Genomic DNA, 25,948 nt, shown 5'->3' with positions numbered 1-25,948 from the left:
CGAACAGGTGGTCTACCAGGTGAGTGACGAGAAGTACTCTGCGGAGACCGAGCCCGACGAGGGTCGTTGGCCTGACCTCGGCGATGCTCCACGCACTGCGGAGGGGCTCACGGACTGGACGATTCCCGTCATCCCATCGGTGCGTGTCGATCCGGCGGACTGGGCATGGGCGCATGAACGTCGTGAGCCGGCCGTCCCTGACATCACCGCTGACGAAGTGGCCGTCATCCTGCTCGTTCACCAAGCGGCAGATTGGTTGCCGCGAACTCTCAACGCCTTGCGTCGCAGCGACGAGAGGGCTGCGGTCCAGATCGCGGTTGACCTTGGTTCCACCGACGAATCCACGAACTTGTTGGAGGAGGCTGTCGGTGAGGGGCTGCTGGAAGAATGTGTCACGGCCAGCGCCGACACCACGCCTGGTCAGGGCGTCAACCTCGCCCTTGATCGTCTTCCCGACGACGTCACTCACGTTTGGATCTTGCATGACGACGTGGAGGTGGGCCGGGACTCCTTGAGCTCACTGCTCCATGAGGCTTCTCGCAAGCCTCACCCTGACGTCCTGTACCCGACCTTGCTCAAGCCGGCTCGGCACAATTACCCCGAGTTCATTGACGAGCAGGGCCAGAGTGTCAGTACCGGCGGTACTCGGGTTCTTCCCGTCGTTGACCGCGGTGACATTGACCAGAAGCAGGCTGATCCCGGCCCCATCCTGGGGGGATCGACGGCTGGGATGTTCGTCCGGTTGGAGGCGTGGAGCCGGCTCGACGGATTTGATCCCGCCCTTCCGCTCTTCCGTGACGGTGTCGACTTTGGATGGCGTGCCAACGAAGCAGGCATGGTGGTGCGCACTGCGCCGACCTGCACCATCCACCACCGTCAGGCCGGTCGAGGGTGGCAACGTGAGTCGAATCTGGCCCCTCGCCCGGACGCCACCGACCGTCTCGCCGGCATGCGCATGGTCGCGGCCCGCACCGGTCACCCGACCCGCACCAGTTTCGCCTTGTTGCTGGCCAGCGTGTGGCGATTCATCGTTCTGCTGGTCGGCAAGGCCCCCTCCCGTGCTGCCGACGAGTGGCGAGCCGGATGGCAGCTGTGGAAGACCCGTTCAGTCACCCGCGAGATGTCCCAGCGGTTGCAGGAATTCCACGCTCAGTGCGATCCCGACGATCTGGAGAACACCAAGCGTCTGCTGCCCAGCCGACGCAGTGTGTGGGCTCGAGCCGTCGACCGTTACGCCGGGGACCTCTCCGACCGGATGCATCCGTGGCGAAACGAGGACGGAACGACGATCGACGATCTCACCGGCGACGATTTCACCGCCCGGGACCATCGCTTCGTCGTCAACCCGTACATCGTGATGGTCGGGCTCATGGTGCTCTGCGGGCTTATCGCCTGCCGGGGCCTCTACGGGCCGGGAAGTGTGACCTCGACGTGGCTGGCTCCGGCTCCACATGGGCTGTCCGGTGCCTGGCACCGGTGGCTCACCGCTGTTCCGGGCGTGACGGGAGCGAATGCCCCGTGGCTTGCCTGGTCGGCCTTCGGCTCGGTCCTGACGATTGGCGAGCCAGAAGTCCTCGTCCGCATCCTGCTCGTCCTGGCACCGCTGCTCACAGCGATGTCGGCACATCGTCTCTTCCGTCGCGTCATTGGCGTCGGCGTGACGACCGTGCTGCTCTCCAGCTTCTGGGGACTGTTGCCGATTCTGACCGGAGGTCTGGCACGCGGTTCGGTGACGGCCGTGGCACTGGGCGTCATCCTTCCCCACATGGCATTGCACACCTGGCGTCTGGTGAACTCCGAAACGATTGACGTCGCCGAGCTGCGTGGTGCTGAGATCGGTACCCGTCAGGTCGGGGGCGTCTCTTCCGCAGGTGGCCTGGCCCTGTGGTCAGCTCTGGCGATCAGTTTGGTCCCGGCGCTGTGGATCTACCCGCTGGCGGTTGCTGTAGGCATCCTCACGACCCGGCCGCGCCGTCCGCTGCTGGCAGCCATCGTCACGGTGGGACCGCTCCTGGTCATCTCGCCGTGGATTCCACGGCTGTTCAGCGAGCCCGGACGGATGGTGACTGGGGCCGAGCCGCTGTTGAGCCCCGTCGTCGAGACGCGAGCCGGGCTGTGGTTGTTGGTCGGACGCTCGATCGTCCCGGGCACGGCTCCTACCGCGTTCACCCTGATCGCGATGATCCCGTTGTGGATTGCCACGTTGTGGGCGGTGTGGCACCTCATCATCGACCGGTCGGCCTCCATCGGATCCCTCACCGGACATCCGAGAGGCCGGATGCTCGCCCTCATCCTCGTCTATTTGGTGTGCCTCATCCTTGCCGGTGTCGGATCGCGCGTCCTGGTTGACGTCTGGGGTGTGCAGGTTCATCCGGCCATTGAGCCGTGGCAGCTCGTAGGCGTCGGCGTCTTGCTCATGTTCATCGCAGCAGCACGCCAGTCCGCCCTGCTCAAGCGGGCTGAGGCCGATCATCATCCCGCTGACGAGTCGCCGACCTTGGGAGAGCTCCTCGTCGGTATTGGTAACCGGTGGTTGCCCTGGGTGATGGCAGTCTCCGTCGCCGCAGGTGGCGTCTGGTGGTTGGTCGGTGGCGCTCGTGGCCCGATGTCCACCACTGACGAGATGCGTCCCGCCTATGTCACTGCGGTGGAGGGCTCGCCGCGCCAGACTCGCACCCTCATGGTGAATGTGCATGGCAGCGATGTCCGCTGGGATCTCGTCGATGCCGAGAACCCGAGCTGGGGAAGTGGCGAGCGCCCCGCCATTTCCTCGGACAGCCGGATCGCCAATCCAGCTTCTGATCTTGCTCTGGCAGTGGCGACAGGTGCTGTCCCTGACGACCTCGCGAGTCGCCTGTCCGCACTGGGAATTGGCCATCTGTGGCTGCGTGGGGCAGGAGCCGACGTTGTGGCCCAGGTAGGCAATACGGCTGGTCTGACAGCCGCTATCACTGATCCGACGACGACCGTCTGGACGGTGGATGGGCAGCCGTCCAGGGCCGTCGTCGGCGCGCCCGGGGGAGACCAGGAGCCAGTGGTCGGGAAGGTCACCACGTCAGGCACCCTGACGATCCTCGAACCCCGTGACGACCGCTGGAAGGTCGAGGTGGGTGGCACGAAGCTTCAGCCGGCTGCTCAGCACGAGATCGGGGTGTCCTACCAGGTCGGCTCGGCTCGTGGCGACCTGACCTGGTCGATGCCGACCCAGGGATGGGCCTGCGCGATTGAGGTGGTGGCTCTGGTCGTGTTGATGCTGGTCGCCGGCCCCCAGTACGCCCAGCGCAACCGTGTCGCCGCCCCGCGCCGTTCCGTCCCTGCCCGTCGCCGGAAGGCGCGCCGTAACCATCGTCAGGAGGAATCATGAGCGATCGTCCACGCCGCGCCCTCACCGATGACGAGGAGCCCGAGGAGATCTTCGAGGCCGAGCCCGGCGAGGCTGGTCCTGCCCGACGAGCTGTGGATGCTGAGGATGCCGGCGACCAGCCGGTGGTTCGTGCTGCCCGGGCCATGGATCCTGACGACGTCGCCACTCCGGATGAGGACGACCTTGACGGAACCGACGGCGATCCGTCGACAGCATCAGCGGTTGAGAGGCCGACCATTGACGACAAGGCAGGACACCACTGGAAGGGTCCGGTCTGGGTGGTGACCTTGGCCGTGGCAGCCGTGGCAATCTCATTGTTGACGACGGCGATTCCGGAGTCCCGACGCACGGCTCCGGCGGCTCAGTTCGTCTCGTCCGGGCGAACCCTCGTGTGCCCGCCCTCCCAGGGGAAGGCCAGTCTCGCCGCTGGCTCCGTGGGCGGCAGTCTGCACGTCGGCACGTCCGCGGACAAGCTGTCCGAGACCTCGGTTCCTGCCGTGACGAAGATCGACAACTCGGCTGGATTCGTTCGTTCCATGGCAGGGCAGCATCCTCCGACGGGATCGGTCCTGTCTGCCGACCATGGCATGACGACGTGGGTTCCTTGCGTAGGGACTGCCACCGATGGTGCGGTGAGCCTCACCAATCCGTCTGCCTCCGATCTCGTGGTCGTCAACGCGGATACTCGGGTGGCGACTGTCGACGTCACCTTGTTGGGTTCCAAGGGAGAAATTGACACCGCCGGCATGCGTGGCATTCGGGTGTCTCCCGGCCAGACCAAGGTGCTGCCACTGTCAGTGTGGAACAACGACACCACCCCTGTCACCGCGTTGATCGGCTCCAGGGAGGGGAGAGTCGTCGTCGGCGCCCGTACCTGGGCTCCCAAGGGCCGCGAGACGATCGCGATGGCCCCAGCCTCCAAGACTGTCTACTTGCCAGCGGTCCCGGCGAAGGTGTCCACCGCAACCCTCGTCATCTCCAACCCCGGCACGACCCGGTTGGGTGTGTCCGTGACGGCACTGGCGGGGCACGGTCCGTTCACCCCTGACGGTGCTGACGAGATCGACATCGATCCGCGTTCGACGATTCAGGTCGATCTGTCAAAGGCGTTGGCGGGAGAAGCCGTCGGCCTCAAGCTGTCGGCCCATGATCCGCTGGTGGCCAGGTTGTTCGTGCAGGGAAAGCACGGCACCACCGATTACGCCCTCGTCGGACCCGGCTCGTCCAGCAAGGTGCTCGAACAGACCCTTGGCGCCGGTGGCACCCTCGAGCTGTCGAACCCTGGTGGGGAAGCCGTGACGTTCACAGGCACTCTGACAGCTGACGGCGGGAAGAAGACCGCGGTCAATGGGACGGTTCCGGCAGGATCCACCTGGTCAGGGAAGGTTCCAGCAGCAGGTCACCTGCACGTCGTCGGGTCGGCTCCACTCGTCGGCGGTGTGGTGTCTGGCAGCGGCCTGGCCGTCTTGCCGTTGGACGCCATCGCCACGTCGACGAACGGACGCCGCGCCACCGTCGACCCGCTGCTGCGCTGACAACAGTTGGCCTCAGCCGTCGATATCCGGGTCGATCTTCTCCACCGGAAGGCCGGTCAAGGCCGACAACTGCTCGACCAAGGTGCGATGGACGAGGATGGCCAGTCCACGCCGACTGGCAGTCCTCAGTTCGAGGGGACGTCGGTAGATGACGACCCGGGCAGGGGAGTCGTCACTGCCGTCGACCGCCGACGACAGCGGAACCCGTTCCTCGGTCCAGTCCGGCATCGTGGGGACGTCCTCCGCCCCTACGACGACGTTGTCGAGAATCCCCGGACACGACCGCTGCACCTGGCGGACGGCTTCGGCCAGGCAGGCCGTGAAGAACTCAGCATCATTGGGGTCGATGCGGTCGATACGCCCGCCATAGGCACGCGGCAGGACGACTGGCCCACGCTGCCCACGACCATGACGGTTTCGACGCTTGGACATGACACCACTGTATTGCGGATGTACCAATGGTGCGATCAGACGAGTCCGGGCCACCCCCTCCGCAGGTGCAGGTCACATGTCCCTGGTGCACACACGCTCGCGCAGCCCCGACCGTATGTGTCGGTACCCGCGTGGCACCACAGGGAAAACAGGACTGTGGCGTACCGTGCCCTGGGTGAGAGAGTGCATTCGACCCGGATGTTCCCGACCGGCAGTCGCGACGCTGACCTACGTGTATGCCGAGCGCACCGCGGTCCTCGGCCCTTTGGGACCCAGCCGTGAGCCCGGCGCCTACGACATGTGCGCGGAGCACGCCGAAGCCCTCTCAGCCCCGGTGGGATGGGAAGTCATCCGACTCCCGGGCATCGATGATCCTGCGCCGGCACCGCCGGTGGACGACCTCATGGCCCTTGCTGCGGCTGTTCGCGAGGTGGGAATGCTGGAAGACGAGGTTGTCCCCGAGCCAGACCCGGCCTCGGTCCATGTCCTGGGTCGTCGTGGTCACCTGTCGGTGATCACGGACGCCAGCCACGACGTGCGAAGCCACTAGGATGACGGTCATGCCTGATCTACCGCTGGCCCCTGAGGCACTCGACCTCTCACCGGCATTCCTGGAGGTGGCAGCCTGCCCGGCGTGCCACTCCCGGTTCGCACTCGACTTCGACAGTGGGGAGCTGGTCTGTTCCTCGCCGTCCTGCGGGCTGGCCTTCCTGGTGCGCGACGGTGTGCCTGATCTTCGCCTTGACGCCGCCCGTCAGCGCGGGGCGACGAGGACCGCTGACGCGCAGGACGCCGAGGCCTTCGAGCCCACCCGTCGTCATGAGCTGAGACCTCGGTGACTTTCGACGACTCACGTCTCGACGCGCCGCTCGACCCTCTGACCGAGGGGGTCTTGCGACATCTGGCGAGCACCGGTGCACGTGTCCGTCGCGACTCGGCCAACCTCGACGAGGTGCGTCGAACCGTCGGTGAATGGGGACAACCCAGGGGAGTTCTCGTCGTCGGTCCGGAAGCCCGTCTGGTGCGCTCAGTTCTGGAGCCCGTGTGCCCGGTCCCCCTCGTCGCGTGGCCGTTCCGTCGTCTACCGGCATGGGTGGGTCCCCTGGATCTCGTGGCCGTCCTCGACACCGATGGACGATGCGCGGCCCAGGTGGCAGAGGCGCGCCGTCGCGGTAGCGCCATCATCCTGGCCTCCACCGGGGACAGCGAATCCTGGCGAGCTGCCGGTAACCATGGCACTGCCCGCATCCAGATGATCTCCGAGGATCCCATCTCAGCCGCAGTTTCCGCGCTGGCAGTGCTGGGCGATCTGGGGCTCGGTCCTGCCGTCGATCCCGGCCAGGTCGCTCGGGTGGCAGACATGGTGGCTGAATCGGCCTCACCGCATCGCGATCTGGCGGTCAACCAGGCCAAGGACCTTGCCTGTGCCCTGGCTGACGCCGAACCCCTGACCTGGGGCGGATCGGTGCTGGCCGCACGCGCTTCTCGTCGCCTGGCCGAGTTGATGCGTCGGGCCACAGGCCGAATCGCGCTGTCGGCTGACGCCGCCGCGCTGCGTCCCATCATTGAATCCGCTCCCAGACGAGATCTCTTTTCCGATCCTGATCTCGATGGTGAATCGCGTCGACCGGTACTTGTCGTCATGGATGACGCCGCGACCGAGCACGAGGTCACTCGTCGGGAGTTGGAGCAACTTTGTGCCGTCCACGACGTGAGGGTGCGCAGCGTCACCCTGCCGTTGGGTATTGATGAGAGGTCCTCCTCGATGGACCGTTACGTTGCCCTCCTGCTGCAGGGAAGTTTCGCCACCGTTTATCTTGCCCTTGGGCTGGACCGTCTGGAGGAGATGTCATGAGTCAGTCCCACGTGGCTGGGGAGCCGGACGAGGCCGAGAAGCCGGAGAAGGAGGGCGGAGGCCGCAAGGCGATCATTGCCGCTGCCTCTGCCAACCTCGCGATTGCCGTGACGAAGGCCCTCGCATGGGCCCTGACCGGCGCATCCTCGATGCTTGCCGAGGCCATTCACTCGGTGGCCGACACCACCAACCAGGTCGTCCTCATGGTCGGAGGCAAAGCTGCCCACAAGAAGGCCGACGAGGACCATCCGTTCGGTTACGAGAGGGCCCGGTACATCTCCGGCTACATCGTCGCCGTCGTCATCTTCAGCGTCGGTGGATTGTTCGCCCTGTACTCGTCGTACCAGAAGATCCGCGACACTCTCGCCGGTCAGCCTGACGAATTGCTCGACTCCCAGTGGTGGTGGGTGCCGCTGGTCGTGACCGTCATCTCGGCATGTGCCGAGGGTGCTAGCCTGCACACCGCTCTCAAGGAGAGCAAGCAAGATCGTGAGGGCATGACGATCCTGCAGTACATCCGCAAGGCCAAGGCCCCGGAGTTGCCGGTGGTCATGATGGAGGACTCGGCTGCCGTCCTCGGTTTGATCTTCGCGTTCCTCGGTGTCGGCCTCACCATCCTGACGCACAACCCGATCTTCGACGGTATCGGTTCGGCCTGTATTGGCGTCCTGCTGGTCGTCGTCGCAGCCATTCTCTCGCGAGAGATGAAGTCCCTGCTGGAAGGGGAGTCGGCAACTCCGGAGTCACGCAAGGCCATTCACGACGCGCTCGTGAGTGCTGACGGCGTCGACTCGGTCATCTACATGAAGACGGTCCACCTGGGTCCCGACACCATTCTGCTGGCTGCCAAGATCGCCGTCGATCCGGGCGACTCCGCACTCGAGGTGGCACGCATCATCGACAATGCGGAAGTGGCCGTCCGTGCTGCGGAACCACTTGTCGGCCCGCTCTTCCTCGAACCTGACATTCGGTACGGCGATCGTCGCATTAGGGAGGATGAGAAGCGTCCGGAGGATCAGGTATGAGCAAATCTGTCCTGGTGCTCAACGGCCCGAACCTGGGACGACTGGGTCGCCGCGAACCCCAGATCTATGGGGCGACGACTCACGCTGCCCTGGCGGCTCGGCTGATCGAGTACGGCCGCGAGCTCGGGCTCGACGTCGAGGTGCGTCAGACCGACTCCGAGGAGCGGATGATCGGGTGGATACATCAAGCTGCTGACGATCGCATCCCGGTCGTCATCAATCCGGCTGCCTGGAGCCACTACAACATCGCAATTGCTGATGCCCTGGCCCAGGTGGAGGCACCCTGCATCGAGGTGCACATTTCGAACATCGCCACCCGGGAGGAGTTCCGTCACCACAGCGTGGTCTCGGTGCATGTCACCGGGACGATTGCCGGCCTCGGGCTGAAGGGCTACGAGTTGGCCCTCGCCTGGTTGGCGACGGTCTGACGCCGACGCGCTCTCTCCGACGTGACCGAACCTGTGTGACGATGGTGCTGGGGGACTCAGCGCTTCATCGACTCGAAGATCTCCTTGCACTCCGGGCAGACGGGGAATTTGTCCGGATTGCGGGAGGGCACCCACACCTTGCCGCACAGGGCGACGACAGGGGTCCCGTTGACCATGGCGTCGGTGAGCTTGGCCTTCGGGACGTAGTGGGAGAAGCGCTCGGCGTCACCGTCATCAAAGGATGGACGAGTCTTCTCCTCGACCGCCGTACTGGAACCTGGTGCCACCTGTGTGCTCATGGTGGACCAGTGTACGTGGCAGACATCATGCCTGACCACGGAGGACGACGAGTCCAGCTGGCAGCGGACGTAATTAGCATCATGGGCCCATCGTGGGAGAATGGACCGGTGACGAATGCGACTCCTCCCCCCATGGGCTGGTACCCCGACCCTGCCGGAAGTGATCAGGAGCGGTATTGGGACGGCGAACGATGGACCCGCAATCTGCGGAATCCGCCGGAACCCGAACCGCGTCATGTCACCGGTCATGTGCCTGAGACGCTGGCCCCGGTCTCACGGGTACCGTCGTCCCCGCGTCAGACGACCGCTGCGCCGCGGCACGGAGAGGTAGCGCCGCCGCGCAACAAGTGGGGCACCACCGCTGACGGTGTGCCCCTGGCCGGGTGGTGGTGGCGAGCCTTGTCGACCGTCATCGATTTCGTCCTGATGTGGGCCGTTGTTGGCATCACCATGCACGAGAAGATCGCCAGCATTATGGCCAGCTACCAGGCGTTCCTCGACGAATCGATGCGCAGGATCAGCGCGGGGGCGAGCCCGTCTGACGTCATCACCACGCAGTCGCTGAGTGATGCAGGGTTCGTCTACGACATGACGAATCTTGTTGGTGCCGTCATCATCGCCCAGGCGATCTACCAGTTCATCATGTTGGCGACCTGCGCCGGTTCGGTTGGCCAGCTTGTCTGCGGGCTGCGCGTCGTGACCACTAATCAGGGCAAAGACCATCGCCGACTGGTGTGGTGGCGTGCCCTTGTCCGTGCCACGGCCTGGGCCTGTGTGGAGATTGGTAACCAGGTCATTGTGTTGTTGACTCCGTTCAGTTATCTCATGCCGCTGTGGCAGCGGTCTCGCCAGACCATTCACGACGCCATTGCCGGCACTCAGGTGGTTCGTCCGGTCCGCCAGCTCGACGCCGAGTGAGTTTCGTCTAGACGGGGCGACGATGTCGTCCCCACAATCCGTCCGCATTGATCCCGCCCCCACGCTGGGGCACCGAAAGGCCGTCATGTCCTTGACAGATCCCCACCTGACGACTCTGGCCGATCACTTCGGCATCGCTCGTGATTACCACGACTGGAAGGGCCAGTACATCGAGGTTGAGGAGGCGACCGTCATCGCCGTCCTTGCCGGGCTCGGGATCGATGCGTCAACCCCGGAGCTGGCCGAACAGGCATGCCGAGAGGTCGCCAACCGCACCTGGCGTCGTGTCCTGCCTGGAATCGTCGTGCTGCGCGAGGGGCAGGAAGGACGCGTCGACGTCCACGTCAATGCCGGGGAGTGGGTCGATGTTCACATCATCTGTGAGGACGGTCATCATCGTGGGTGTTGGCAGGTCGACAACTGGAACCCGGATCGCCGGGTCGAGGGACGCTGGATCGGTGAGGCCACCTTCGGCATCCCGGCTGACCTTCCGCTGGGTTACCACACCATCGTCGCGACGACGGCTGATCATCGCGCCACGTCGACCCTGGTGGTTTCCCCGAACTGGCTCGGTCTGCCGAGGTCAATGGGCTCGTCCCGGGTCTGGGGCCATGCGGTGCAGCTGTACTCCACGCGGTCTCGGGGGTCGTGGGGAATGGGCGATCTGGCGGATCTGGCGGATCTGTCCACCTGGGCGGCAACCCAGGGTGCGGACTACATGCTCGTCAACCCATTGCATGCCAGCCAGGTCGTCTCCCCGATCGAGCCCTCACCGTATCTGCCCTGCAGCCGTCTCTTCCTCAACCCGCTGTACGTGCGCCCTGAGATCATTCCTGAGTTCTCAGACCTCGACTCCTACGAGTGTTCCAAGGCCCGCTCCGCCCAGGCTCATGCGGCTGCGACCACTGAGACGATCGACCGTGACCGTTCCTGGGACTCCAAGCTGCCGGTCCTCGAGGCCGTCCACGCCCTCGGTCTGGAAGGGTCGCGGGAGCTGTCCTACCAGGCCTTCCGCAGGCTGCGCGGCACCCGTCTGGTCGATCTGGCCACCTGGTGTGCGCTGACCGAGGTCTACGGCAACGACTGGCACGAATGGCCCGAAGGGTTCCAACGTCCCAGCAACCGAGCCGTCTCGGAGTTCGTGCGCGCTCACGAGGATCGCGTCGACTTCTTCATGTGGCTGCAGTGGATTGCTGACCAGCAGCTCTCGGCCGCCCAGTCGGCCGGACTTGACGCCGGGATGTCCCTGGGCCTCATCTGTGACATGGCTGTCGGCGTCTCGGGTGCCGGAGCAGATGCGTGGATGCTCGGTAAACTCTTTGCCGACGGTGTCTCCGTCGGCTCCCCGCCTGATGCCTTCAACCAGGCCGGTCAGGAGTGGGGTCAGCCGCCGATGCGTCCGGACATGTTGGCCGACATGGCCTACCAGCCCTTCCGTGAGATGGTGCGGGCGGCCCTGCGACATGCGGGCGGTATCCGTATCGACCACATCCTCGGCCTGTTCCGGCTGTGGTGGGTCCCAGCCGGTCTTGGCCCGTGCATGGGAACGTACATCCGGTACGACCATGAGGCCATGGTCGGTATCCTGGCCTTGGAGGCCTACCGTGCCGGCGCCCTCGTCGTGGGCGAGGACCTGGGCACCGTCGAGCCGTGGGTGCGCACGTATCTGCGTGAGCGGGGGATCATGGGTACTTCGGTGCTGTGGTTCGAGAATGGCGAGGACGGCCATCCTCTGGCTCCCGAACAGTGGCGTGAGTACGCCATGAGTTCGGTGACCACTCATGACCTCCCGCCCACCACTGGCTACCTCGCTGGTGACCACGTCGAGGTGCGTAACGAGCTCGGACTGCTCACAGAGTCCTTGGAGCACGAGCGGGCCGAGGCAGCCCGCCAGACCGAGACCTGGATCGGCATCCTGCGGGCGCGTGGAGTGTTGGAAGGGGACGACCCCTCGGAGGAAGAGATCGTGTTGGCGATGCACCGCATGCTCACCCAGACGCCGGCTAAGGTCCTCAACGTCACCCTCACCGATGCCGTGGGAGATCGACGTACTCAGAACCTTCCTGGCACCACCAATGAGTACCCGAACTGGCGGGTGCCTCTCAGCCATCCGGACGGCTCGCCGATGTGGCTCGAGGAGGTCTTCACCGATGAGAGGGCCGCGCGACTGTCCGGGGTCATGAACGAGAAGTGATCGGCTGACTTTGGTCGTAGGAGATGTGAAACCGGGGTCCGACGCTTGATGGCATCGGACCCCGAATGCTTGATCACGGGTCAACAACCCGTGTCAGTCGCTCAGTCGGCAACGGCCTTCTTGAGGGTGCTGGAGGCCGAAATCTTGACAGCCTTGTGAGCGGGGATGGTCATGGACTCGCCGGTGCGGGGGTTGCGACCATTGCGAGCGGGACGCTCGACGGCCTCGGCGGTGAACAGACCGGGAAGCTGCACCTTCTCGCCCTTGGCCAGGGCACTGGTGATGACGTCGGTGAGAGCCTTGACGGCCTCGTTGGTCTGGGCCTCGGTGAGCGAGGCCTGCTTGGCGACGGCCTTGATGAGCTCGGACTTGGTCATGGGGTCTCCTCAGATGGACTGTGTGCGGTTTCCGGCTTCTTGCCGTTTCCCTACTCAAGGACATTAGCGGGTGTTGGTCTTCAGTCAAGCCCAGATGCGCTTTAACAGCGGGCTTTCCACCCATTTCGGGCCAGTGTTTACCCGGTTGTCACACTTCGAGTAGTTGGAGCGGCCGGTTGAGCCAGTGCCGGATTACTCAGGACAACGAGGCGCCGAGTACGGTATCAGCGCCGTCATTTCCCTGCTTCACCATGATGGTCGGAATGGCCTGGTCGCCGCGGGAGATACGTCGTCCGGAGATCGGCAGCTCGGCTATGGCAGCCTGGTGACGCTTACGTGCGGCTTCCAGAGGCTCACGGCCCACGACTTCGCCATTCACGACGAGGGGGACGATGAGGTTGCGGTCGTTAGCGTCGGCGGTCGGCTGCTGGCCCACCCTGACGACCTCGGCGGTGGCGGTACCACCTGAGCCGATGCGTCGCACCGCGTACTTGCGTCCTCCCACGGTGTTCTTGTGAGACGACTTCTTGGCCACCGGCAACAGCTCGGCGTCCGGAGCGTTCGAGATCGCGCGGGCGACCAGCTTGTAGACGAAGGAGCAGGTCGGCGCTCCCGAGCCTGTCACGAGGGAGGTTCCGACGCCGAAGCCATCGACGGGGGCGCCACGCAGGGCGGCGATCTGCCACTCGTCAAGGTCGCTGGTGACGATGACGCGGGTGTTGGTGGCACCGAGGTCATCGAGCAGATCGCGGACCTGGCGGGCGGCGATGGACAGGTCTCCGGAGTCGATGCGGACCGCGCCGAGGCGTCCTTCGGTGAGGCGGACGGCCGTGCGCACGGCGTTCTCGATGTTGTAGGTGTCCACCAGCAGGGTGGTCTTCTCCCCATAGGCGGCGAGCTGGGCACGGAAGGCATCCTCCTCGGTGTCGTGGAGGAGGGTGAAGGCGTGGGCAGCGGTGCCGGAGGTGGGGACGCCGTAGCGGATGCCGGCAGCGAGGTTCGAGGTCGGGCCGAATCCAGCGATCCAGGCGGCGCGAGCAGCGGCGACGGCGGATTCCTCATGGGTACGACGAGAGCCCATCTCGATGATGGAGCGGCCCTCGGCCATCATGACCATGCGGGAGGCCGCCGAGGCGATCGCGGAGTCATGGTTGTAGATGCTCAGCAGCAGGGTCTCGAGAACGCAGGCCTCGGCAAAGGTGCCCTCGACGGTGAGGAGCGGCGATCCTGGGAAGTAAAGATCGCCCTCAGCGTAACCATGGATGGATCCGGTGAAACGGTAGTTCGACAGCCACTCAGCCATGTGCGGGCCGACGACCCCGGTCTTCTCCAGGAAGGAGACCTCCTCGTCGGTGAAATGAAAGTCCTCCACCGCATCGAGGACACGTCCAGTGCCGGCGACAACGCCGTAACGGCGGCCTTCGGGGAGACGACGTGGGAACAACTCGAAGACGCAGCGGCGGTCGGCGGTTCCTGACGCCATGGCAGCCTCGATCATAGTCAGCTCGTAATGGTCGGTGAACAGTGCGGTCGACATGGGCCACAGTTTAGGGGGATGGGGCGTCCCCGTTGGCGGGGTTCAGGTGCCCCCGGTGGTGACAGAATGGGCACATGTCTGCAACCACCGTGGAACCCATGGCACGGACCGACCGTCTCACCGATGAGGAATCGACGTGGACGACCGTCGTCTGGGACGACCCGGTGAATCTCATGGACTACGTGACGATGGTGTTCATGAGGTATTTCGGCTACCCGCGCGAGAAAGCCGTGCAGCTCATGATCCAGGTCCACAACCAGGGCCGGGCGACGGTGGCCGAGGGGTCCAAGGAGGAGATGGAGATCGCGGCGCACGCCATGCATGGCTACGGATTGCAGGCCTCGGTCGAAAAGGGCGGGCAGGAATGAGGATTGAGGGTACCCGGAATCAGTGGGTCTGGTACCTGGAGCGCCGCGAGACCATCGGCATCGAGATCGCCCTGGGGCACTACGTCGAGGCCTTGTCGCGGTTGCGCACCACCACCGCTCGTGACAGTTCGGGGGCAGACCCGTTCGCCTTCTGGGAGAGCCAGTTTTGCGGCCCTCAGGAGGACGACGAGGTGCGTCGCGCCATCCTGCCGAGCGCCTACCGCGACGACGACGCTGCCGACGCTCAGTTTCATGCCAGTCATGACGCCGAGGAGGTCGCCGCGCGCTGTGAGGATGCCGAGGCCTTGCGAACTGATCTGGAGGCATTGCACCGAACTGGCCGTGTCCCCATGAATCCGGTGACGACTCAGCGGTGGCTTCGTACCGTCAATGCGCTGCGGGGAATGATGGCGGCCAGGTTGGGTGTCACTGACCAGATCACCGCTGACGAGGTCGCCCGGGTCGCCCAGGAGGAGCTGGAGGCCGAGGAGGAGTGTGTCTACGAGTGGCTCGGTTTTGTCGTCGAGGTGCTCGTCGAGGTGGAGTTGTCGGAGTAGGGCTCAGATCTCGTGGACAGTCACCGGCTCGCGCAGCCTCAGGCTGAGCTGGTGTTCCAGCCGCTGGTGCAAGGTGATGAGAGCTGCCGGGCACCCCCGGCAGGCACCTTTCATGGCCACGGCGACGGTGCGTTGCCCGTTGTCGACCGTGACGTCGACCAGTTCGATCGACCCACCATGCATGGCAGCCACGGCACCGACAGGGCCAGCGATGAGTTCGTCGGCGCACCATCTCAGGGTCTCGGCTTCGTCGAGGATCTGGGCATCGGGTCCACCGCTCCAGTCGTCGGTCCTTTCGAGAGCCATCGTCAGAGCGGTCCGGAAGTCGCCACCGATACGCTCCCAGCTGTCCTCGAGGACGGTGGCGATGACGGCACCAACCGTCACCTCGACGTGCACCCGTCCCAGGAACTCGTCGAGACCAGGCGCGCTCACCAATTCACCGGCGAAGGGTAGGCTCACCCCCGACACCACCCAACGCAGGGTCGCGGGGTCAGCCGTCGCCTCCGGGTGAATGGCCGTGGAAGGACGCGAGGCAAGCTTCATCAGATCACCAGATTCGTCACGAGACGACCGATGAGGGCCATGATCCACGCCAGCGCGAACATGTAGCCGAAGGCGACCGCCGGCCACTTCCACCCGCCGGTCTCTCGTTTCATGATGGCAATGGTGGACATGCACTGCAGGGCATAGGCGAAGAAGAGGATGAGGGCAACGATGGTTGCCGGGGTGAAGATCTTTTCGCCCTCGTGGTCGCCGTGCGTCCACGTCCAACGGTCCAGCTGTTGGGCCACCTCGGCATCGTCCTCTGGGTCGGTGGCTGAAGCCATCTGGCCCAGGGTGGAGACGGCCACCTCTCGAGCAGCCAGTGATCCGATGAGGGAGACGTCAATGCGCCAGTCGAATCCCAGCGGTTCGAAGACCGGCTCGACGGCCTTGCCGACACCAGCAGCGATGGAGTGATCCATGGTGTAGGCCGCCACGGCGACGTCATCGCGCGGGTCGACACCCGCTTTTGACAGCTCGGAGTCAGACTGCATCGGGAAGGTCGTCAGGGCCCAGATGACGATGGTCGTCAGCATGATGATGGTGCCAGCCTTGTGCAGGAAGGCCTTGGTGGGCTCCCACATCGCGATGCCCACCGAGCGCAGTGTGGGAATCCGATATGGCGGCATTTCCATGTAGAAGGGCAGGAGTATGCCGGAGCGATCGGTGATCTTCTTGACGACCCAGGCCGCCGTCATCGCCGACACCGCGCCGAGCAGGTAGAGCAGGAACATCGCCACACCTCGCCCGGAGAACGGGCCGATGCGGGTGGCGTCGGGGATGAGCATGCCGACCAGCAGCACGTAAACGGGCAGTCGGGCCGAGCAGGTAGCCAGCGGGACGCCGAGCATCGTCGCGATGCGGTCCTTGGCCGAGGGGATGGTTCTCGTGGCCATGACCCCGGGGATGGCGCAGGCGAAGGAGGACAGCATGGCCACGAATGCTCGTCCCTCCAGCCCGGCACGGCTCATCACCTTGTCCATGAGGAATGCTGCCCGTGACATGTAGCCCACGGCGTCCAGCAGGGCCAGCAGTAGGTACATCAGCAGGATCTGTGGGACGAAGACGAGTACGGCTCCGACGCCGCCGATGATGCCATCGCCCAGCAGACCGGCGAGGATCGGGTTGGAGACGTGGTCGTCAACCCAGCCGCCGAGCCAACCGAAGAAGCCATCGATGGCGTCCTGGAAGGGCGCTGCCCACGTGAACAGTGCCTGGAAGAATAGGAACATCACTAGGAAGAAGACGATCGTTCCCCACACCGGGTGCAACAGGACCTTGTCAATGCGCTCGGTGCGAGAGTCGGGCTGGGGATCCTGGTACCCCGCGCTGGCAAGGGTCGAGTCGACCCATCCGGTCAGCTCCTCTGCTGCGGTGGGCGGCGGAATGGGGGGACGGCTCCAGGTCTGCCACTCGCTGATGAGGTGACGTAGTTCCCCGATGCCGATGCCACGGTTGGCGACCACGGAGACCACTGGTACGCCCAGTGCCTGGGACAAGGCTGCGGTGTCGAGGCTGCCGCCGCGGCGTCGCAACTCGTCAGCCATGGTGACGACGACCGCTGTGGGGAGGTCTCGCTCCAGGGTTTCTGCGAGTAGCAGCAGGGATCGGCGCAGGGCCGTCGCATCGGCGACCACCAGAACGGCGTCAGGTGCCTGGACGCCCTTGATCGTCCCATCCAGAGCCTCGGCGACAATGGCCTCGTCGGGGGAGATGGGGGTCAGTGAATACGTCCCGGGAAGATCCTCGATGCCGTACTCGTCACCGTCGATGTGGCACACACCGGTGCTGCGGGAGACGGTGACGCCGGGGTAGTTGCCGGTCTTGGCGTGCAGACCCGTGAGGTGGTTGAAGATCGACGTCTTGCCACCGTTGGGAGAGCCGACCAGAGTCAGTTTGGGTGATCCCGTCGACAGCTCGACGGTGGGATCGGTGTGGCACGTGACGGTTGTGGGCATGGGCAGTCCTCGAATGGGCGCGTGTCATCGCGCAGGAAGGGTTGGAAGGGAAGTGGACTGTCAGGCGGCTGCGACGGACAGCTGAGCCTCGACAACAGGGCGCGATGCGGTCTGTGGAACAGGGCGGACCATGATCATGTCAGCTTGGGCTCGACGCAGACACATCTGGACGTCGCAGATGTGGAAGACCATCGGGCCACCGAAGGGTGCCTGGCGAATCTTGGTGATGTCGCGGCCCTGTCCGAACCCGAGCATGTGGAGCCGGTGACAAATGTGGTCAACACACTCGGGTGCAATGGACTCGATGGTCGCGCTCTGGCCAGCGGCCAGGCGGCTGAGCGGCACGATGGTCTCCTCATCTGCGGTGCCGCGGTGTATCTGCTTCCTCATCTCGTCTCCTTCGTGATTCCATGACGGCGTCGGAACTCCCGGTGCAGCCCAAAGGATAGTCAAGCCTTACCTCATTGTCATCACCGGGGGTGTTTTTCGGCATGTGGACGTCATGAAAACCCTGTGGATGGCCGGTTGGCGGCGAGGGCGGGGTAGTCTTGCCAGCCGTGACCGAACCTGATTCCGACGTTGTCGACTCACCGATCGGCATCTTCGACTCTGGATTCGGAGGGCTGACGGTGGCCCGATCCGTCGTCGACCTCATGCCCAACGAGGACATCATCTATCTGGGCGACACGGCCCGCGCACCCTATGGCGAGAAGACGATTGCCGAGGTGCGTCGCTACGCCCTGCAGTGCCTCGATCGACTCGTCGCTCACGGCGTGAAAGCCCTGCTCATCGCCTGTAACACGGCGTCATCAGCAGTGTTGAGGGATGCCAGAGAGCGCTATGACGTCCCGGTCATTGACGTCATCATGCCGGCTGCTCGCCGAGCCAGTTCGGCCACCCGGAACGGTCGCATCGGCGTCATCTGTACCGAGGCCACGGCTCGCTCCCTGTCCTACGAGGACGCGCTGGCGGCGGTGCCTGGCATCACCCTGACGACCCAGGCCTGTCCGAAATTCGTCCCCTACGTCGAGGAGGGAATCACCAGCGGACGGGAGTTGGAAGCCATCGCGCGGGACTACCTGGAGCCGATCCGGGAGGCCGGTTGCGACACCCTCATCCTGGGCTGTACCCACTACCCGCTGCTGGCGGGGCTCATTTCCTATGTCCTGGGCGACGACGTCACCCTCATCTCCTCCTCCCACCAGTGTGCGCGGGCTTCCTATTCCTTGATGGCTGACTCGGGGTTGCTGCACTCCGAGCCACGCGAGTCCATCCGCTACTTCCTGACGACGGGCAATGCAGAGCGCTTCGAGAGATTGGGACGGCGGCTCATGGAGGGTTTCGTCCACGACGTGCAGTCGGTGCACGATGACCGGCATCCTCTGGGGACCGTGCGGTCGTGCGCGACTGAGTGACGCCGCTGAGTGACCTGGGGAGCGTACCGTGTCGTAGCCCTGATTCGTGTCAGTCCCTCCCACTACCCTTGGCAGCGTGAGTGAGACTTCTCGAATTGATGGACGCCGCCTGGACCAGTTGCGGGACGTCAGGATCGAACGCGGCTGGTTGACCCAGGCCGAGGGATCGGTGTTGGTGAGTTTCGGACGCACCACTGTGCTGTGCAATGCCTCGGTCACCGAAGGGGTGCCGCGCTGGCGCAAGGGATCCGGGCTCGGCTGGGTGACCGCTGAGTACGAGATGCTGCCTCGTGCCACCAATGAGCGCTCCGGCCGTGAGTCCCGCAAGGGCAAGGTCGGCGGGCGCACCCACGAGATCTCCCGGCTGGTCGGACGGTCCCTGCGCGCCGTCGTCGACGACAAGGCACTAGGGGAGAACACCATCATCCTTGACTGCGACGTGTTGCAGGCCGACGGCGGCACCCGCACCGCCTCGATCACCGGCGCCTACGTCGCCCTGGTCGATGCCGTGAACTGGCTGCGGGAGCGCGGCAGTCTGGCCGGGGAACCCATCACCGGATCGGTGCAGGCCATCTCGGTGGGAGTCGTCGGTGGCACCCCGATGCTCGATCTCGCCTACGAGGAGGACTCCCGAGCCGACACCGACATGAATGTCGTCATGAGCGGTACCGGCGACTTCGTCGAGATCCAGGGCACCGCCGAGGGAGCTCCGTTCAACCGTGATCTGCTCAACCAACTGCTCGACCTCGCTGCTGGTGGTTGTGCCACCCTCAAACAGGTCCAGTCCGAGGCCTTGGGGGTGAGTCTGTGAGCCGCATCGTGTTGGCCTCCAACAACCCCAGGAAGCTGGTCGAGCTGCGTCGCACCTTCGAGTCGACCGGCACCCCGGTCGAGGTCGTCGGTCTGGCGGAGGTCAGCGACGCTCCGGCTCCCGCCGAAACCGGCACCACCTTCGTCGAGAACGCCCTCATCAAGGCGCGCGCCGCTGCCCGTGACACCGGCCTGCCGGCCCTGGCCGACGACTCCGGCCTCGAGGTCGACGCCCTCAACCGGATGCCGGGCATCCGTTCGGCACGCTGGTCGGGGCCGCAGGCCAACGACGAGCGCAACCTTCGACTGCTGCTCGAGCAGACCTTCGACCTTGCCCCCGAGCGCCGTCGTGGCCGTTTCGTGTGTGCGATGGCCTTCGTCGACCCCGACGGCACGCAGATCACCAAGGTCGCCACCATGGAGGGTCGGGTCATCTCCGAGGCCAGAGGAGCCAACGGGTTCGGCTACGACCCGATGTTCGTTCCCGACGCGCAGCCCGGCAACCTCACCAGTGCCGAGATGACCGCCGAGGACAAGGACGCCATCAGTCATCGTGGCCAGGCGGTGCGAGCCATCGTCCCGGCCGTCGTCGCCCACCTGGAAGGCCACTGAGATGCAGGTGTACCTCGACCTCCTGCAGCGCATCCTCACCGAGGGGGTGCGTCGCCCCGACCGTACCGGCACCGGCACCCTCAGCGTCTTCGGCCACCAGATGACCTTCGACCTGCGCAAGGGTTTCCCGCTGGTGACGACGAAGAAGATCTACACCCGCAGCGTCTTCGGGGAACTGCTGTGGTTCCTGCGCGGGGACATCAACATCGGCTGGCTGCACGAGAACAACATCCACATCTGGGACGAGTGGGCCGACGAGGACGGCGACCTCGGCCCGGTCTACGGCCACCAGTGGCGTTCCTGGCCCGACACCGATGGCGAGGCGATCGACCAGATCGCCCGGGTCATCGAGCAGATCCGCACCAGCCCGTGGTCGCGTCGGCACATCGTCTCGGCGTGGAACGTGGCCGAGATCGACCAGATGGCCCTGCCACCGTGCCACACCCTGTTCCAGTTCTACGTCACCCCAGACGAGCAGGGGGAGCCCACCTGGCTGAGCTGCCAGCTCTACCAGCGCTCCGGCGACACCTTCCTGGGGGTGCCCTTCAACATCGCCTCCTATGCCCTGCTCACCCACCTGGTCGCCTCGGTGACCGGTCTCAAGCCGCTGCGGTTCGTCCACACCCTGGGTGACGCCCACCTCTACCTCAACCACCTCGACCAGGTGCACGAGCAGTTGCAGCACCAGCCCCGCAGTTCACCGCAGCTCACCGTCAACCCGCAGGTGCGTGAGATCGACGGGTTCGAGCTCTCCGACATCAAGCTCACGGGGTACGACCCCTACCCGGCCATTCCCGCCCCGATCGCCGTCTGACCGGCTCGTCAGGAGGATTCCATGAAGGTCGTCGCCATCGCTGCCGTCGCCGACAACGGCGTCATCGGCTCCGGACAGGACATGCTGTGGCACATCAGCGCGGACTTCCGCCGTTTCAAGAAGGTGACGATGGGCCACACCCTGGTGTTCGGCAGGCGCACCTTCGAGCAGGTCGGGAGGCTGCCGGGGCGTCGCCACATCATCTGCACCCACGACCGGCAGTGGTCGGCCGACGGAGTGGACGCCGCCGCCAGCCCGCGTGAGGCCGTCGAGATGGCCCGGGACGCCGGTGAGACGATCTGCTACATCGCCGGTGGCGGCCAGATCTACGCCGATGCCCTCGACCTGTGCGACGAGCTCGACATCACCGAGGTGCATCGCAGCCCTGAGGGGTCGGCGCGGTTCCCGACCATCGATCCCGCGGTGTGGGCCGAGACCCGGCGTGAACCCCGTGACGGATTCGACTTCGTCGGTTACCGCCGCGTGACGTCGTGAGGCCGACGGCGTCGATCCTCCATCTGGACATGGACGCCTTCTTCGCCTCGGTGGAGCAGCGCGACAAGCCCTCCCTGCGCGGCAAACCGGTCATCGTCGGCGGGGTCGGCGGCCGGGGAGTGGTGGCGACGGCCTCCTACGAGGCCCGGGTGTTCGGGGTCCACTCCGCGATGGCGGGGGCACAGGCCCGTCGGCTGGCACCGCACGCCGCGTTCCTGTCCGGGCGCTTCGAGGCCTACCGGGAGTCGAGCAGGGTCGTCATGGCAACCTTGCGGGAGCTCTCCCCGCTGGTCGAACCCCTCAGCCTGGACGAGGCCTTCGTCGATCTGGAAGCGGGGGCAGTGCCCGTTGACGACCTCGATGCCCTGCGCCAGATGGCGATCGAACTGCGGGCCCGGGTGGCCGAGCGCACCGAGGGACTTGGCTGCTCGGTGGGGATCGGATCGAGCAAGTTCATGGCCAAGGTGGCCTCCGAGATGGCCAAGCCGTCGCGGGGGCATGCCGATCAGGTCGCCTTGGTCGCTCCCGGAACCGAGGCCGAGACCATCGCACCCTTACCGGCACGGGCCATTCCCGGCGTCGGACCGGTGACCGCAGAACGTTTGGAGACACTCGGGTTTCGCACCATCGGTGACGTCCGGGCCGCCCGTCGGGCGGAGCTGGTGCACGAGTTGGGTCAGGCCGCCGGGGCGAGCCTGTTCGCCCTGGCACGGGCTCAGGACGATCGCCCGGTGAGCGTCAGCCGGATCGCCAAGTCCATCTCGGTGGAGGACACCTTCGAACACGACCTCACCGATCGCCGGGAGTGCCGGGAAATCGTCGAGCGGCACGCCGGGCTGGTGTGTGGTCGGTTGAAGCGGTCCGGCCATTTCGCACGCACCGTGATGCTCAAGGCGAAGATGGCCGACTTCACGGTGTGGTCGCGGTCGGTGACGTTGAGCGGATCCACCGACTCACCGGAGCGGATCGCCCGCCTGGCGGTGCGCATGCTCGACTCCCTCGACCTGCGCGAGGGAGTGCGACTGCTGGGGGTCGGGGTGTCGAACTTCACCACCTCGGCCCAGGAGGAGCTGTTCGACCTGGACGGTGAGGGCCAGCTGCGTGACGACCCCGTGGTCAGCGAGGGCGTCCCACTGATCCAGCCAGGGCCGTTCGGGCGGCGGCGATCCTTCGACGGCAGACGGTGGCCGCCGGGCGCCGACGTGGTTCACGACGAGTACGGCCGCGGCTGGGTGTGGGGATCGGGCCACGGCGTCGTCACGTGCCGGTTCGAGCACCGCGGCAGCCCGATCGGCAGGGTGCGATCGATTCCCGAGGACGACGCGGCCCTGCACCCGGCGCACCCCCTGGGCCTGGCATGGCAGCCGCCGGAGGAGGGGGAGAGGACTTCATCGGGGGACGAGCCCTCCCACTGATCTCGCGAGGCGGATGCTCACAAGCCCGACTCCCGTGGTGGATGCCTGTGTCGATGAGCGTTTTGTGAGCGTTTGGGGGGGTGGGTATGGCATCTGTCGGGACGGGTGTATCTTTTTCTCTGTCAGCCCAATGGGTGGGTTGATACCCAGGTGATGTGGGGAAGTCGGTGGGAATCCGGCGCTGTCCCGCAACCGTGACCACATCTTGTGTGGAAGTCGGAGTACCAGATCACCGCGGGGATTGGTTTCCTGTTCCGTCGAGGGTTACGGATCGACACCGACGCATGTCACGCCTGTGCTGCCCCGTGGCTCCCCTCGGAACGCTCCACGATCAAGGAGTGGCCATGGCAGTAGAAGCAACGACGACGTGCAAGCGTGTGGTGGGCCCGGTGGTGGCTGCCGCACTGATGGTAGGCGCAGCGGGGGCGGCCCCTGCCCAGGCAGCTCAGACGTCTGGGCCCGCCGACTATGCCACCCAGGCCGGCAGGGCGGCCGACTACATCGATGGCCACAGTGCCGATCTGACCAAGGACAAGTTGGGGCCGCAGTTGGATGGGGCTCTGGCGTTGGTGGCTGCTGGCAGGAAGGATTCGCCTACCGTCGCCAATGTCAAGGACACCATCAAGACCCAGGGGCCGAGTTACTGCACTAAGACGAATGTGGGTGGGTGTGCGAAGGTGACGATCACCCTGCTGGCTCTTGGTGAGTCGACCACCTATAACGGGTTCGACTACGCCAAACCGGTGACCAAGGCGTCCCAGTTCAAGGAGTACCCGACGAATCAGGCGTTGGACATGATCGCTCTGGAGCGGTTGGGCAAACCGATCCCGCAGAAGCTGCTCACGGCGGTCACCGATTATGCGTCCACGACTCCCAAGTGGGAGGATCCGGACACCGATGGTCTCACGCTCACGGCCCTGTCTCATGTGGAGTCCCCGGACAAGCAGAAGGCTGTCACGAGTCTTGTCAAGCGTCTCGATGCTGACAAGCAGGATGGTGCATGGGGTTCCAAGGGCAAGGGCCCGAATGTGAACACCACCGCGTGGGTGGCACCAGGACTGTACCGTGCTGGCGATGCGGATCACAAGGCGCAGGCGGTGGCCGGCCAGACGTGGCTCGTGAAGCAGCAGCAGGCTGACGGATCATTCCCCGGGTACTCCCCGATGATGGCGACCACGCAGGCGGTTCCCGCGCTGCGTGGTCTGCAGTCCTATGACAATGTGGGTGCCAATCAGGCCAAGACGGTGCAGATTCACTGATTGGTGATGGTCCAGGTCATCTGTGACCGGATGCGGGAGGGTAGTCCCCGGGACTACCCTCCCCCACGGTTCATTCTTCTTCGGTCACGGGGCTGGTGGATTTGAGTTGTTGGCACTGGAGGATTGATGAATCGGCGGCGCTGGTGGGCGTTGGTGTTGGTGGCCATTGTGGTGTGTGGGGTTATGGGTCCTGAGGTGGCGGTGGCGGATATGGATGAGAACCATGCCTCCGCCGGGCAGGGAACGTGGCCTGAGAAGCATCAACGTTCCTTGGATTATGCTGGCGACGAGCTTCCGGAGGGGACGTGGCGGGACGGATGGTGCCGACGTGGTGAGCAAGGGTACACGGTCGTTATTGATTATTCCCATGAGCCTCCAGAAAGGCGTGGGGTGCTCACCGCCGCGCATACCCGTGAGTTTGGACCCACTGCTGCTGATGGCTGGATTGTTCGGTGCTACGAAGGACCGCTGGTATATAAGAAGCTGGTATATAAGAAGAATACACCGGTGATTTACGAGGGGGACGCGTGGGATGATGTCATTAGGTTGGTAGGCTTATATGGCCAGCGGTTTAAGAATTATGTTTATCCACCGGGTACCGATGAGGTATCTAGCGCGCGGATGACGACGGACCCACAGATTCTCGGATTGAGGCGATTCGCGAAGGGTGATGTGCTGGGTCCTATCCATCAGTGGAATGGTGGGGTGTGGATTCGCCCAGATGCCGACGGGGGCTGGGCGAACGGGTGGCCGAAGTCGGGAACTCCTAGGAACGGGCCATGGCCCTCGAGCGCAGACAACCGGCTACTTCCCGTGAGTGACGATGGGGGCGTGCTGTCTGGTGCTAAGCCGCCTGCCGGGTCGATCCTGTATGTGGCCTTCGGAGACTTTGGGGCATCCAAAGACTGTAAGCGCCCCGTTGAATACTTTGGTGCTGCGTCTCCTTATATATGTTTGGGTGAGGCGGCGTTGCATCCGAAGACCTACCGGGATCCGCAGACGCATCAGCCGTGTCCGGGGTGGACGTTGACGCCGCAGTTCTCGGATGGGACTGTGAATGGGTGTGTGCCGAAGAATCCTCGGCCGCGGCCTTCTACTCCCACGGGTGGTCCCACGCGGGATCCGGGGTCGGGGAACGGGCCGCATCCGCGCAGGCCGCGGCATGTTCACAAGCCGACTCCTCCTGTCAGGCCGCATCCTGGCCAGCACCGTGCAGGTGTGGGCGGGGCCCTTGGTCGCGATGGCACTCCTCATCATGGAGTCTTCCATCGGAACGCTCACAAGGATGTTCATGCGGGTGACCGGGTGAGCTCACAGGTGCGCAAGGCTGCGCGCACGCCTTCCCCATCGGCTCCTCCGTCCACGTCTGCCACACCGTCGGTGTCCGCGTCTCCGTCGCCCTCGGTGTCTCCATCCGCCACATCGTCTCCGTCTGTTTCGGCTGGGGTGGTGGTGTCGCCGTCTCCTGGTGATGGTCGGGTGTGGGGTTCTGAGCAGCAGGGTCCCTCGGCCTCGGATGGTGCTCGTCGTCGGGTACCTGGTTGGGCATGGGGTGCCGGTGCAGGTGTGCTGGTGGCTGCCGGTGTCGTGGCGTGGTGGATGACGCGGGGTAGGCGTCGTGACCGTGAGGACGATGAGGTGGGTACCGACCTGTTCGAGTGAGACGTCCGCGGCGGGGCGCATGTGTGTTTTGTTGTTCGATGAAGGCTGCCACACGTGAAGGAAATGTGTGGGT

Annotated in this window: 25 protein-coding genes and 1 pseudogene; 19 read left to right on the top strand and 7 right to left on the bottom strand. The window is 65.0% G+C overall.

Annotation, left to right across the window (positions count from 1 at the left end):
- Positions 1-19: 19 nt before the first annotated feature.
- The gene (locus AC6I1W_RS11400) at positions 20-3,364 is read left to right on the top strand and encodes a glycosyltransferase family 2 protein (RefSeq protein WP_497743579.1); all 3,345 of its coding nucleotides are present in this window, start codon (positions 20-22) and stop codon (positions 3,362-3,364) included.
- Positions 3,361-4,899 (top strand): DUF5719 family protein, encoded by a 1,539-nt coding sequence (locus AC6I1W_RS11395; protein WP_004808864.1) that lies wholly within the window; start codon positions 3,361-3,363, stop codon positions 4,897-4,899. Before AC6I1W_RS11400 ends, AC6I1W_RS11395 begins: the two co-directional genes overlap by 4 nt.
- Before the next feature lie 12 nt (positions 4,900-4,911).
- Here the strand turns inward: AC6I1W_RS11395 and AC6I1W_RS11390 are convergent, their stop codons facing one another.
- Positions 4,912-5,331 (bottom strand): metallopeptidase family protein, encoded by a 420-nt coding sequence (locus tag AC6I1W_RS11390; protein WP_004808863.1) that lies wholly within the window; start codon positions 5,329-5,331, stop codon positions 4,912-4,914.
- A 115-nt stretch (positions 5,332-5,446) separates the two neighbouring features.
- Between AC6I1W_RS11390 and AC6I1W_RS11385 the strand changes: the two genes are divergently transcribed.
- Genes AC6I1W_RS11385 through aroQ form a run of 5 tightly spaced genes read left to right on the top strand, consistent with a single transcriptional unit; the run spans position 5,447 to position 8,639 of the window.
- Entirely contained in the window at positions 5,447-5,881 is a 435-nt protein-coding gene (locus tag AC6I1W_RS11385; RefSeq protein ID WP_080564885.1) for a DUF3499 domain-containing protein, read from the top strand.
- A 10-nt stretch (positions 5,882-5,891) separates the two neighbouring features.
- Entirely contained in the window at positions 5,892-6,170 is a 279-nt protein-coding gene (locus AC6I1W_RS11380; RefSeq protein WP_015582277.1) for a Trm112 family protein, read from the top strand.
- A complete protein-coding gene (locus AC6I1W_RS11375; protein WP_221267640.1) occupies positions 6,167-7,186 on the top strand; it encodes a phosphoheptose isomerase family protein in 1,020 nt (339 codons plus the stop codon). Before AC6I1W_RS11380 ends, AC6I1W_RS11375 begins: the two co-directional genes overlap by 4 nt.
- Positions 7,183-8,211, top strand: a complete 1,029-nt coding sequence (locus AC6I1W_RS11370) for a cation diffusion facilitator family transporter (protein WP_016665934.1) — start codon at positions 7,183-7,185, stop codon at positions 8,209-8,211. Before AC6I1W_RS11375 ends, AC6I1W_RS11370 begins: the two co-directional genes overlap by 4 nt.
- Entirely contained in the window at positions 8,208-8,639 is a 432-nt protein-coding gene (aroQ, locus tag AC6I1W_RS11365) for a type II 3-dehydroquinate dehydratase (protein ID WP_221267639.1), read from the top strand. Before AC6I1W_RS11370 ends, aroQ begins: the two co-directional genes overlap by 4 nt.
- Positions 8,640-8,695: 56 nt before the next feature.
- Here the strand turns inward: aroQ and AC6I1W_RS11360 are convergent, their stop codons facing one another.
- Positions 8,696-8,938, bottom strand: a complete 243-nt coding sequence (locus AC6I1W_RS11360; RefSeq protein ID WP_004808857.1) for a DUF3039 domain-containing protein — start codon at positions 8,936-8,938, stop codon at positions 8,696-8,698.
- Positions 8,939-9,046: 108 nt separating this feature from the next.
- Here AC6I1W_RS11360 and AC6I1W_RS11355 point away from each other — a divergent pair, with 108 nt between their 5' ends.
- Positions 9,047-9,856 carry an RDD family protein gene (locus AC6I1W_RS11355; RefSeq protein WP_036976169.1) on the top strand — a complete coding sequence of 270 codons (810 nt, stop codon included), beginning with the start codon at positions 9,047-9,049 and terminating at the stop codon, positions 9,854-9,856.
- An 85-nt stretch (positions 9,857-9,941) separates the two neighbouring features.
- Positions 9,942-12,050, top strand: a complete 2,109-nt coding sequence (gene malQ / locus AC6I1W_RS11350) for a 4-alpha-glucanotransferase (protein WP_270236482.1) — start codon at positions 9,942-9,944, stop codon at positions 12,048-12,050.
- Between the two features lie 101 nt (positions 12,051-12,151).
- Here malQ and AC6I1W_RS11345 read toward each other — a convergent pair whose 3' ends face one another.
- Complete coding sequence (locus tag AC6I1W_RS11345) at positions 12,152-12,427, bottom strand: HU family DNA-binding protein (RefSeq protein ID WP_016665929.1); 276 nt, start codon at positions 12,425-12,427, stop codon at positions 12,152-12,154.
- A 196-nt stretch (positions 12,428-12,623) separates the two neighbouring features.
- Entirely contained in the window at positions 12,624-13,964 is a 1,341-nt protein-coding gene (locus AC6I1W_RS11340) for a nicotinate phosphoribosyltransferase (RefSeq protein WP_497743564.1), read from the bottom strand.
- A 74-nt stretch (positions 13,965-14,038) separates the two neighbouring features.
- Between AC6I1W_RS11340 and clpS the strand changes: the two genes are divergently transcribed.
- Both clpS and AC6I1W_RS11330 read left to right on the top strand, forming a co-directional pair.
- The gene (gene clpS / locus AC6I1W_RS11335; RefSeq protein WP_036975426.1) at positions 14,039-14,332 is read left to right on the top strand and encodes an ATP-dependent Clp protease adapter ClpS; all 294 of its coding nucleotides are present in this window, start codon (positions 14,039-14,041) and stop codon (positions 14,330-14,332) included.
- Positions 14,329-14,889 (top strand): DUF2017 family protein, encoded by a 561-nt coding sequence (locus AC6I1W_RS11330; protein ID WP_016665926.1) that lies wholly within the window; start codon positions 14,329-14,331, stop codon positions 14,887-14,889. Before clpS ends, AC6I1W_RS11330 begins: the two co-directional genes overlap by 4 nt.
- A gap of 3 nt (positions 14,890-14,892) precedes the next feature.
- Here AC6I1W_RS11330 and AC6I1W_RS11325 read toward each other — a convergent pair whose 3' ends face one another.
- Genes AC6I1W_RS11325 through AC6I1W_RS11315 form a run of 3 tightly spaced genes read right to left on the bottom strand, consistent with a single transcriptional unit; the run spans position 14,893 to position 17,771 of the window.
- Complete coding sequence (locus AC6I1W_RS11325; protein ID WP_016665925.1) at positions 14,893-15,435, bottom strand: NifU family protein; 543 nt, start codon at positions 15,433-15,435, stop codon at positions 14,893-14,895.
- The gene (feoB, locus tag AC6I1W_RS11320) at positions 15,435-17,399 is read right to left on the bottom strand and encodes a ferrous iron transporter B (RefSeq protein ID WP_249360397.1); all 1,965 of its coding nucleotides are present in this window, start codon (positions 17,397-17,399) and stop codon (positions 15,435-15,437) included. The genes AC6I1W_RS11325 and feoB overlap by 1 nt, the downstream gene beginning before the upstream one ends.
- A 54-nt stretch (positions 17,400-17,453) precedes the next feature.
- Positions 17,454-17,771 carry a FeoA family protein gene (locus AC6I1W_RS11315; RefSeq protein ID WP_036976163.1) on the bottom strand — a complete coding sequence of 106 codons (318 nt, stop codon included), beginning with the start codon at positions 17,769-17,771 and terminating at the stop codon, positions 17,454-17,456.
- 179 nt (positions 17,772-17,950) lie between these two features.
- Here AC6I1W_RS11315 and murI point away from each other — a divergent pair.
- The 8 genes and pseudogenes from murI to AC6I1W_RS11275 all read left to right on the top strand — a co-directional run bounded on the left by murI (position 17,951) and on the right by AC6I1W_RS11275 (position 25,875).
- A pseudogene (gene murI, locus AC6I1W_RS11310) lies at positions 17,951-18,804 on the top strand (glutamate racemase).
- A gap of 50 nt (positions 18,805-18,854) precedes the next feature.
- A complete protein-coding gene (gene rph / locus AC6I1W_RS11305; RefSeq protein ID WP_221267638.1) occupies positions 18,855-19,619 on the top strand; it encodes a ribonuclease PH in 765 nt (254 codons plus the stop codon).
- Positions 19,616-20,230 carry an RdgB/HAM1 family non-canonical purine NTP pyrophosphatase gene (gene rdgB, locus AC6I1W_RS11300; protein ID WP_221267637.1) on the top strand — a complete coding sequence of 205 codons (615 nt, stop codon included), beginning with the start codon at positions 19,616-19,618 and terminating at the stop codon, positions 20,228-20,230. Before rph ends, rdgB begins: the two co-directional genes overlap by 4 nt.
- 1 nt (position 20,231) lies before the next feature.
- The gene (locus AC6I1W_RS11295) at positions 20,232-21,044 is read left to right on the top strand and encodes a thymidylate synthase (protein ID WP_221267636.1); all 813 of its coding nucleotides are present in this window, start codon (positions 20,232-20,234) and stop codon (positions 21,042-21,044) included.
- 21 nt (positions 21,045-21,065) lie between these two features.
- On the top strand, positions 21,066-21,539 hold the full coding sequence (locus tag AC6I1W_RS11290; RefSeq protein ID WP_016665918.1) for a dihydrofolate reductase: 474 nt from the start codon (positions 21,066-21,068) through the stop codon (positions 21,537-21,539).
- Positions 21,536-22,954, top strand: a complete 1,419-nt coding sequence (locus AC6I1W_RS11285) for a DNA polymerase IV (protein WP_221267635.1) — start codon at positions 21,536-21,538, stop codon at positions 22,952-22,954. Before AC6I1W_RS11290 ends, AC6I1W_RS11285 begins: the two co-directional genes overlap by 4 nt.
- 344 nt (positions 22,955-23,298) lie before the next feature.
- Positions 23,299-24,213 carry a prenyltransferase/squalene oxidase repeat-containing protein gene (locus AC6I1W_RS11280; protein WP_252923415.1) on the top strand — a complete coding sequence of 305 codons (915 nt, stop codon included), beginning with the start codon at positions 23,299-23,301 and terminating at the stop codon, positions 24,211-24,213.
- Positions 24,214-25,665: 1,452 nt separating this feature from the next.
- Positions 25,666-25,875 carry a hypothetical protein gene (locus AC6I1W_RS11275; protein WP_231933744.1) on the top strand — a complete coding sequence of 70 codons (210 nt, stop codon included), beginning with the start codon at positions 25,666-25,668 and terminating at the stop codon, positions 25,873-25,875.
- The last annotated feature ends 73 nt before the right edge of the window (positions 25,876-25,948 follow it).

The organism is Cutibacterium sp. KB22876 (assembly GCF_059728865.1).
Note: the sequence above shows the minus strand (reverse complement) of the source record. Positions and strands in the feature narration are given on the sequence as shown.

Coding starts and splice junctions, on each gene's coding strand:
- AC6I1W_RS11395 (WP_004808864.1), top strand. CDS start 3,361: ATGAGCGATCGTCCACGCCGCGCCCTCACCGATGACGAGGAGCCCGAG.
- AC6I1W_RS11390 (WP_004808863.1), bottom strand. CDS start 5,331: ATGTCCAAGCGTCGAAACCGTCATGGTCGTGGGCAGCGTGGGCCAGTC.
- AC6I1W_RS11385 (WP_080564885.1), top strand. CDS start 5,447: ATGTGTCGGTACCCGCGTGGCACCACAGGGAAAACAGGACTGTGGCGT.
- AC6I1W_RS11380 (WP_015582277.1), top strand. CDS start 5,892: ATGCCTGATCTACCGCTGGCCCCTGAGGCACTCGACCTCTCACCGGCA.
- AC6I1W_RS11370 (WP_016665934.1), top strand. CDS start 7,183: ATGAGTCAGTCCCACGTGGCTGGGGAGCCGGACGAGGCCGAGAAGCCG.
- aroQ (WP_221267639.1), top strand. CDS start 8,208: ATGAGCAAATCTGTCCTGGTGCTCAACGGCCCGAACCTGGGACGACTG.
- AC6I1W_RS11360 (WP_004808857.1), bottom strand. CDS start 8,938: ATGAGCACACAGGTGGCACCAGGTTCCAGTACGGCGGTCGAGGAGAAG.
- malQ (WP_270236482.1), top strand. CDS start 9,942: ATGTCCTTGACAGATCCCCACCTGACGACTCTGGCCGATCACTTCGGC.
- AC6I1W_RS11345 (WP_016665929.1), bottom strand. CDS start 12,427: ATGACCAAGTCCGAGCTCATCAAGGCCGTCGCCAAGCAGGCCTCGCTC.
- AC6I1W_RS11340 (WP_497743564.1), bottom strand. CDS start 13,964: ATGTCGACCGCACTGTTCACCGACCATTACGAGCTGACTATGATCGAG.
- clpS (WP_036975426.1), top strand. CDS start 14,039: ATGTCTGCAACCACCGTGGAACCCATGGCACGGACCGACCGTCTCACC.
- AC6I1W_RS11330 (WP_016665926.1), top strand. CDS start 14,329: ATGAGGATTGAGGGTACCCGGAATCAGTGGGTCTGGTACCTGGAGCGC.
- AC6I1W_RS11325 (WP_016665925.1), bottom strand. CDS start 15,435: ATGAAGCTTGCCTCGCGTCCTTCCACGGCCATTCACCCGGAGGCGACG.
- AC6I1W_RS11295 (WP_221267636.1), top strand. CDS start 20,232: ATGCAGGTGTACCTCGACCTCCTGCAGCGCATCCTCACCGAGGGGGTG.
- AC6I1W_RS11290 (WP_016665918.1), top strand. CDS start 21,066: ATGAAGGTCGTCGCCATCGCTGCCGTCGCCGACAACGGCGTCATCGGC.
- AC6I1W_RS11280 (WP_252923415.1), top strand. CDS start 23,299: ATGGCAGTAGAAGCAACGACGACGTGCAAGCGTGTGGTGGGCCCGGTG.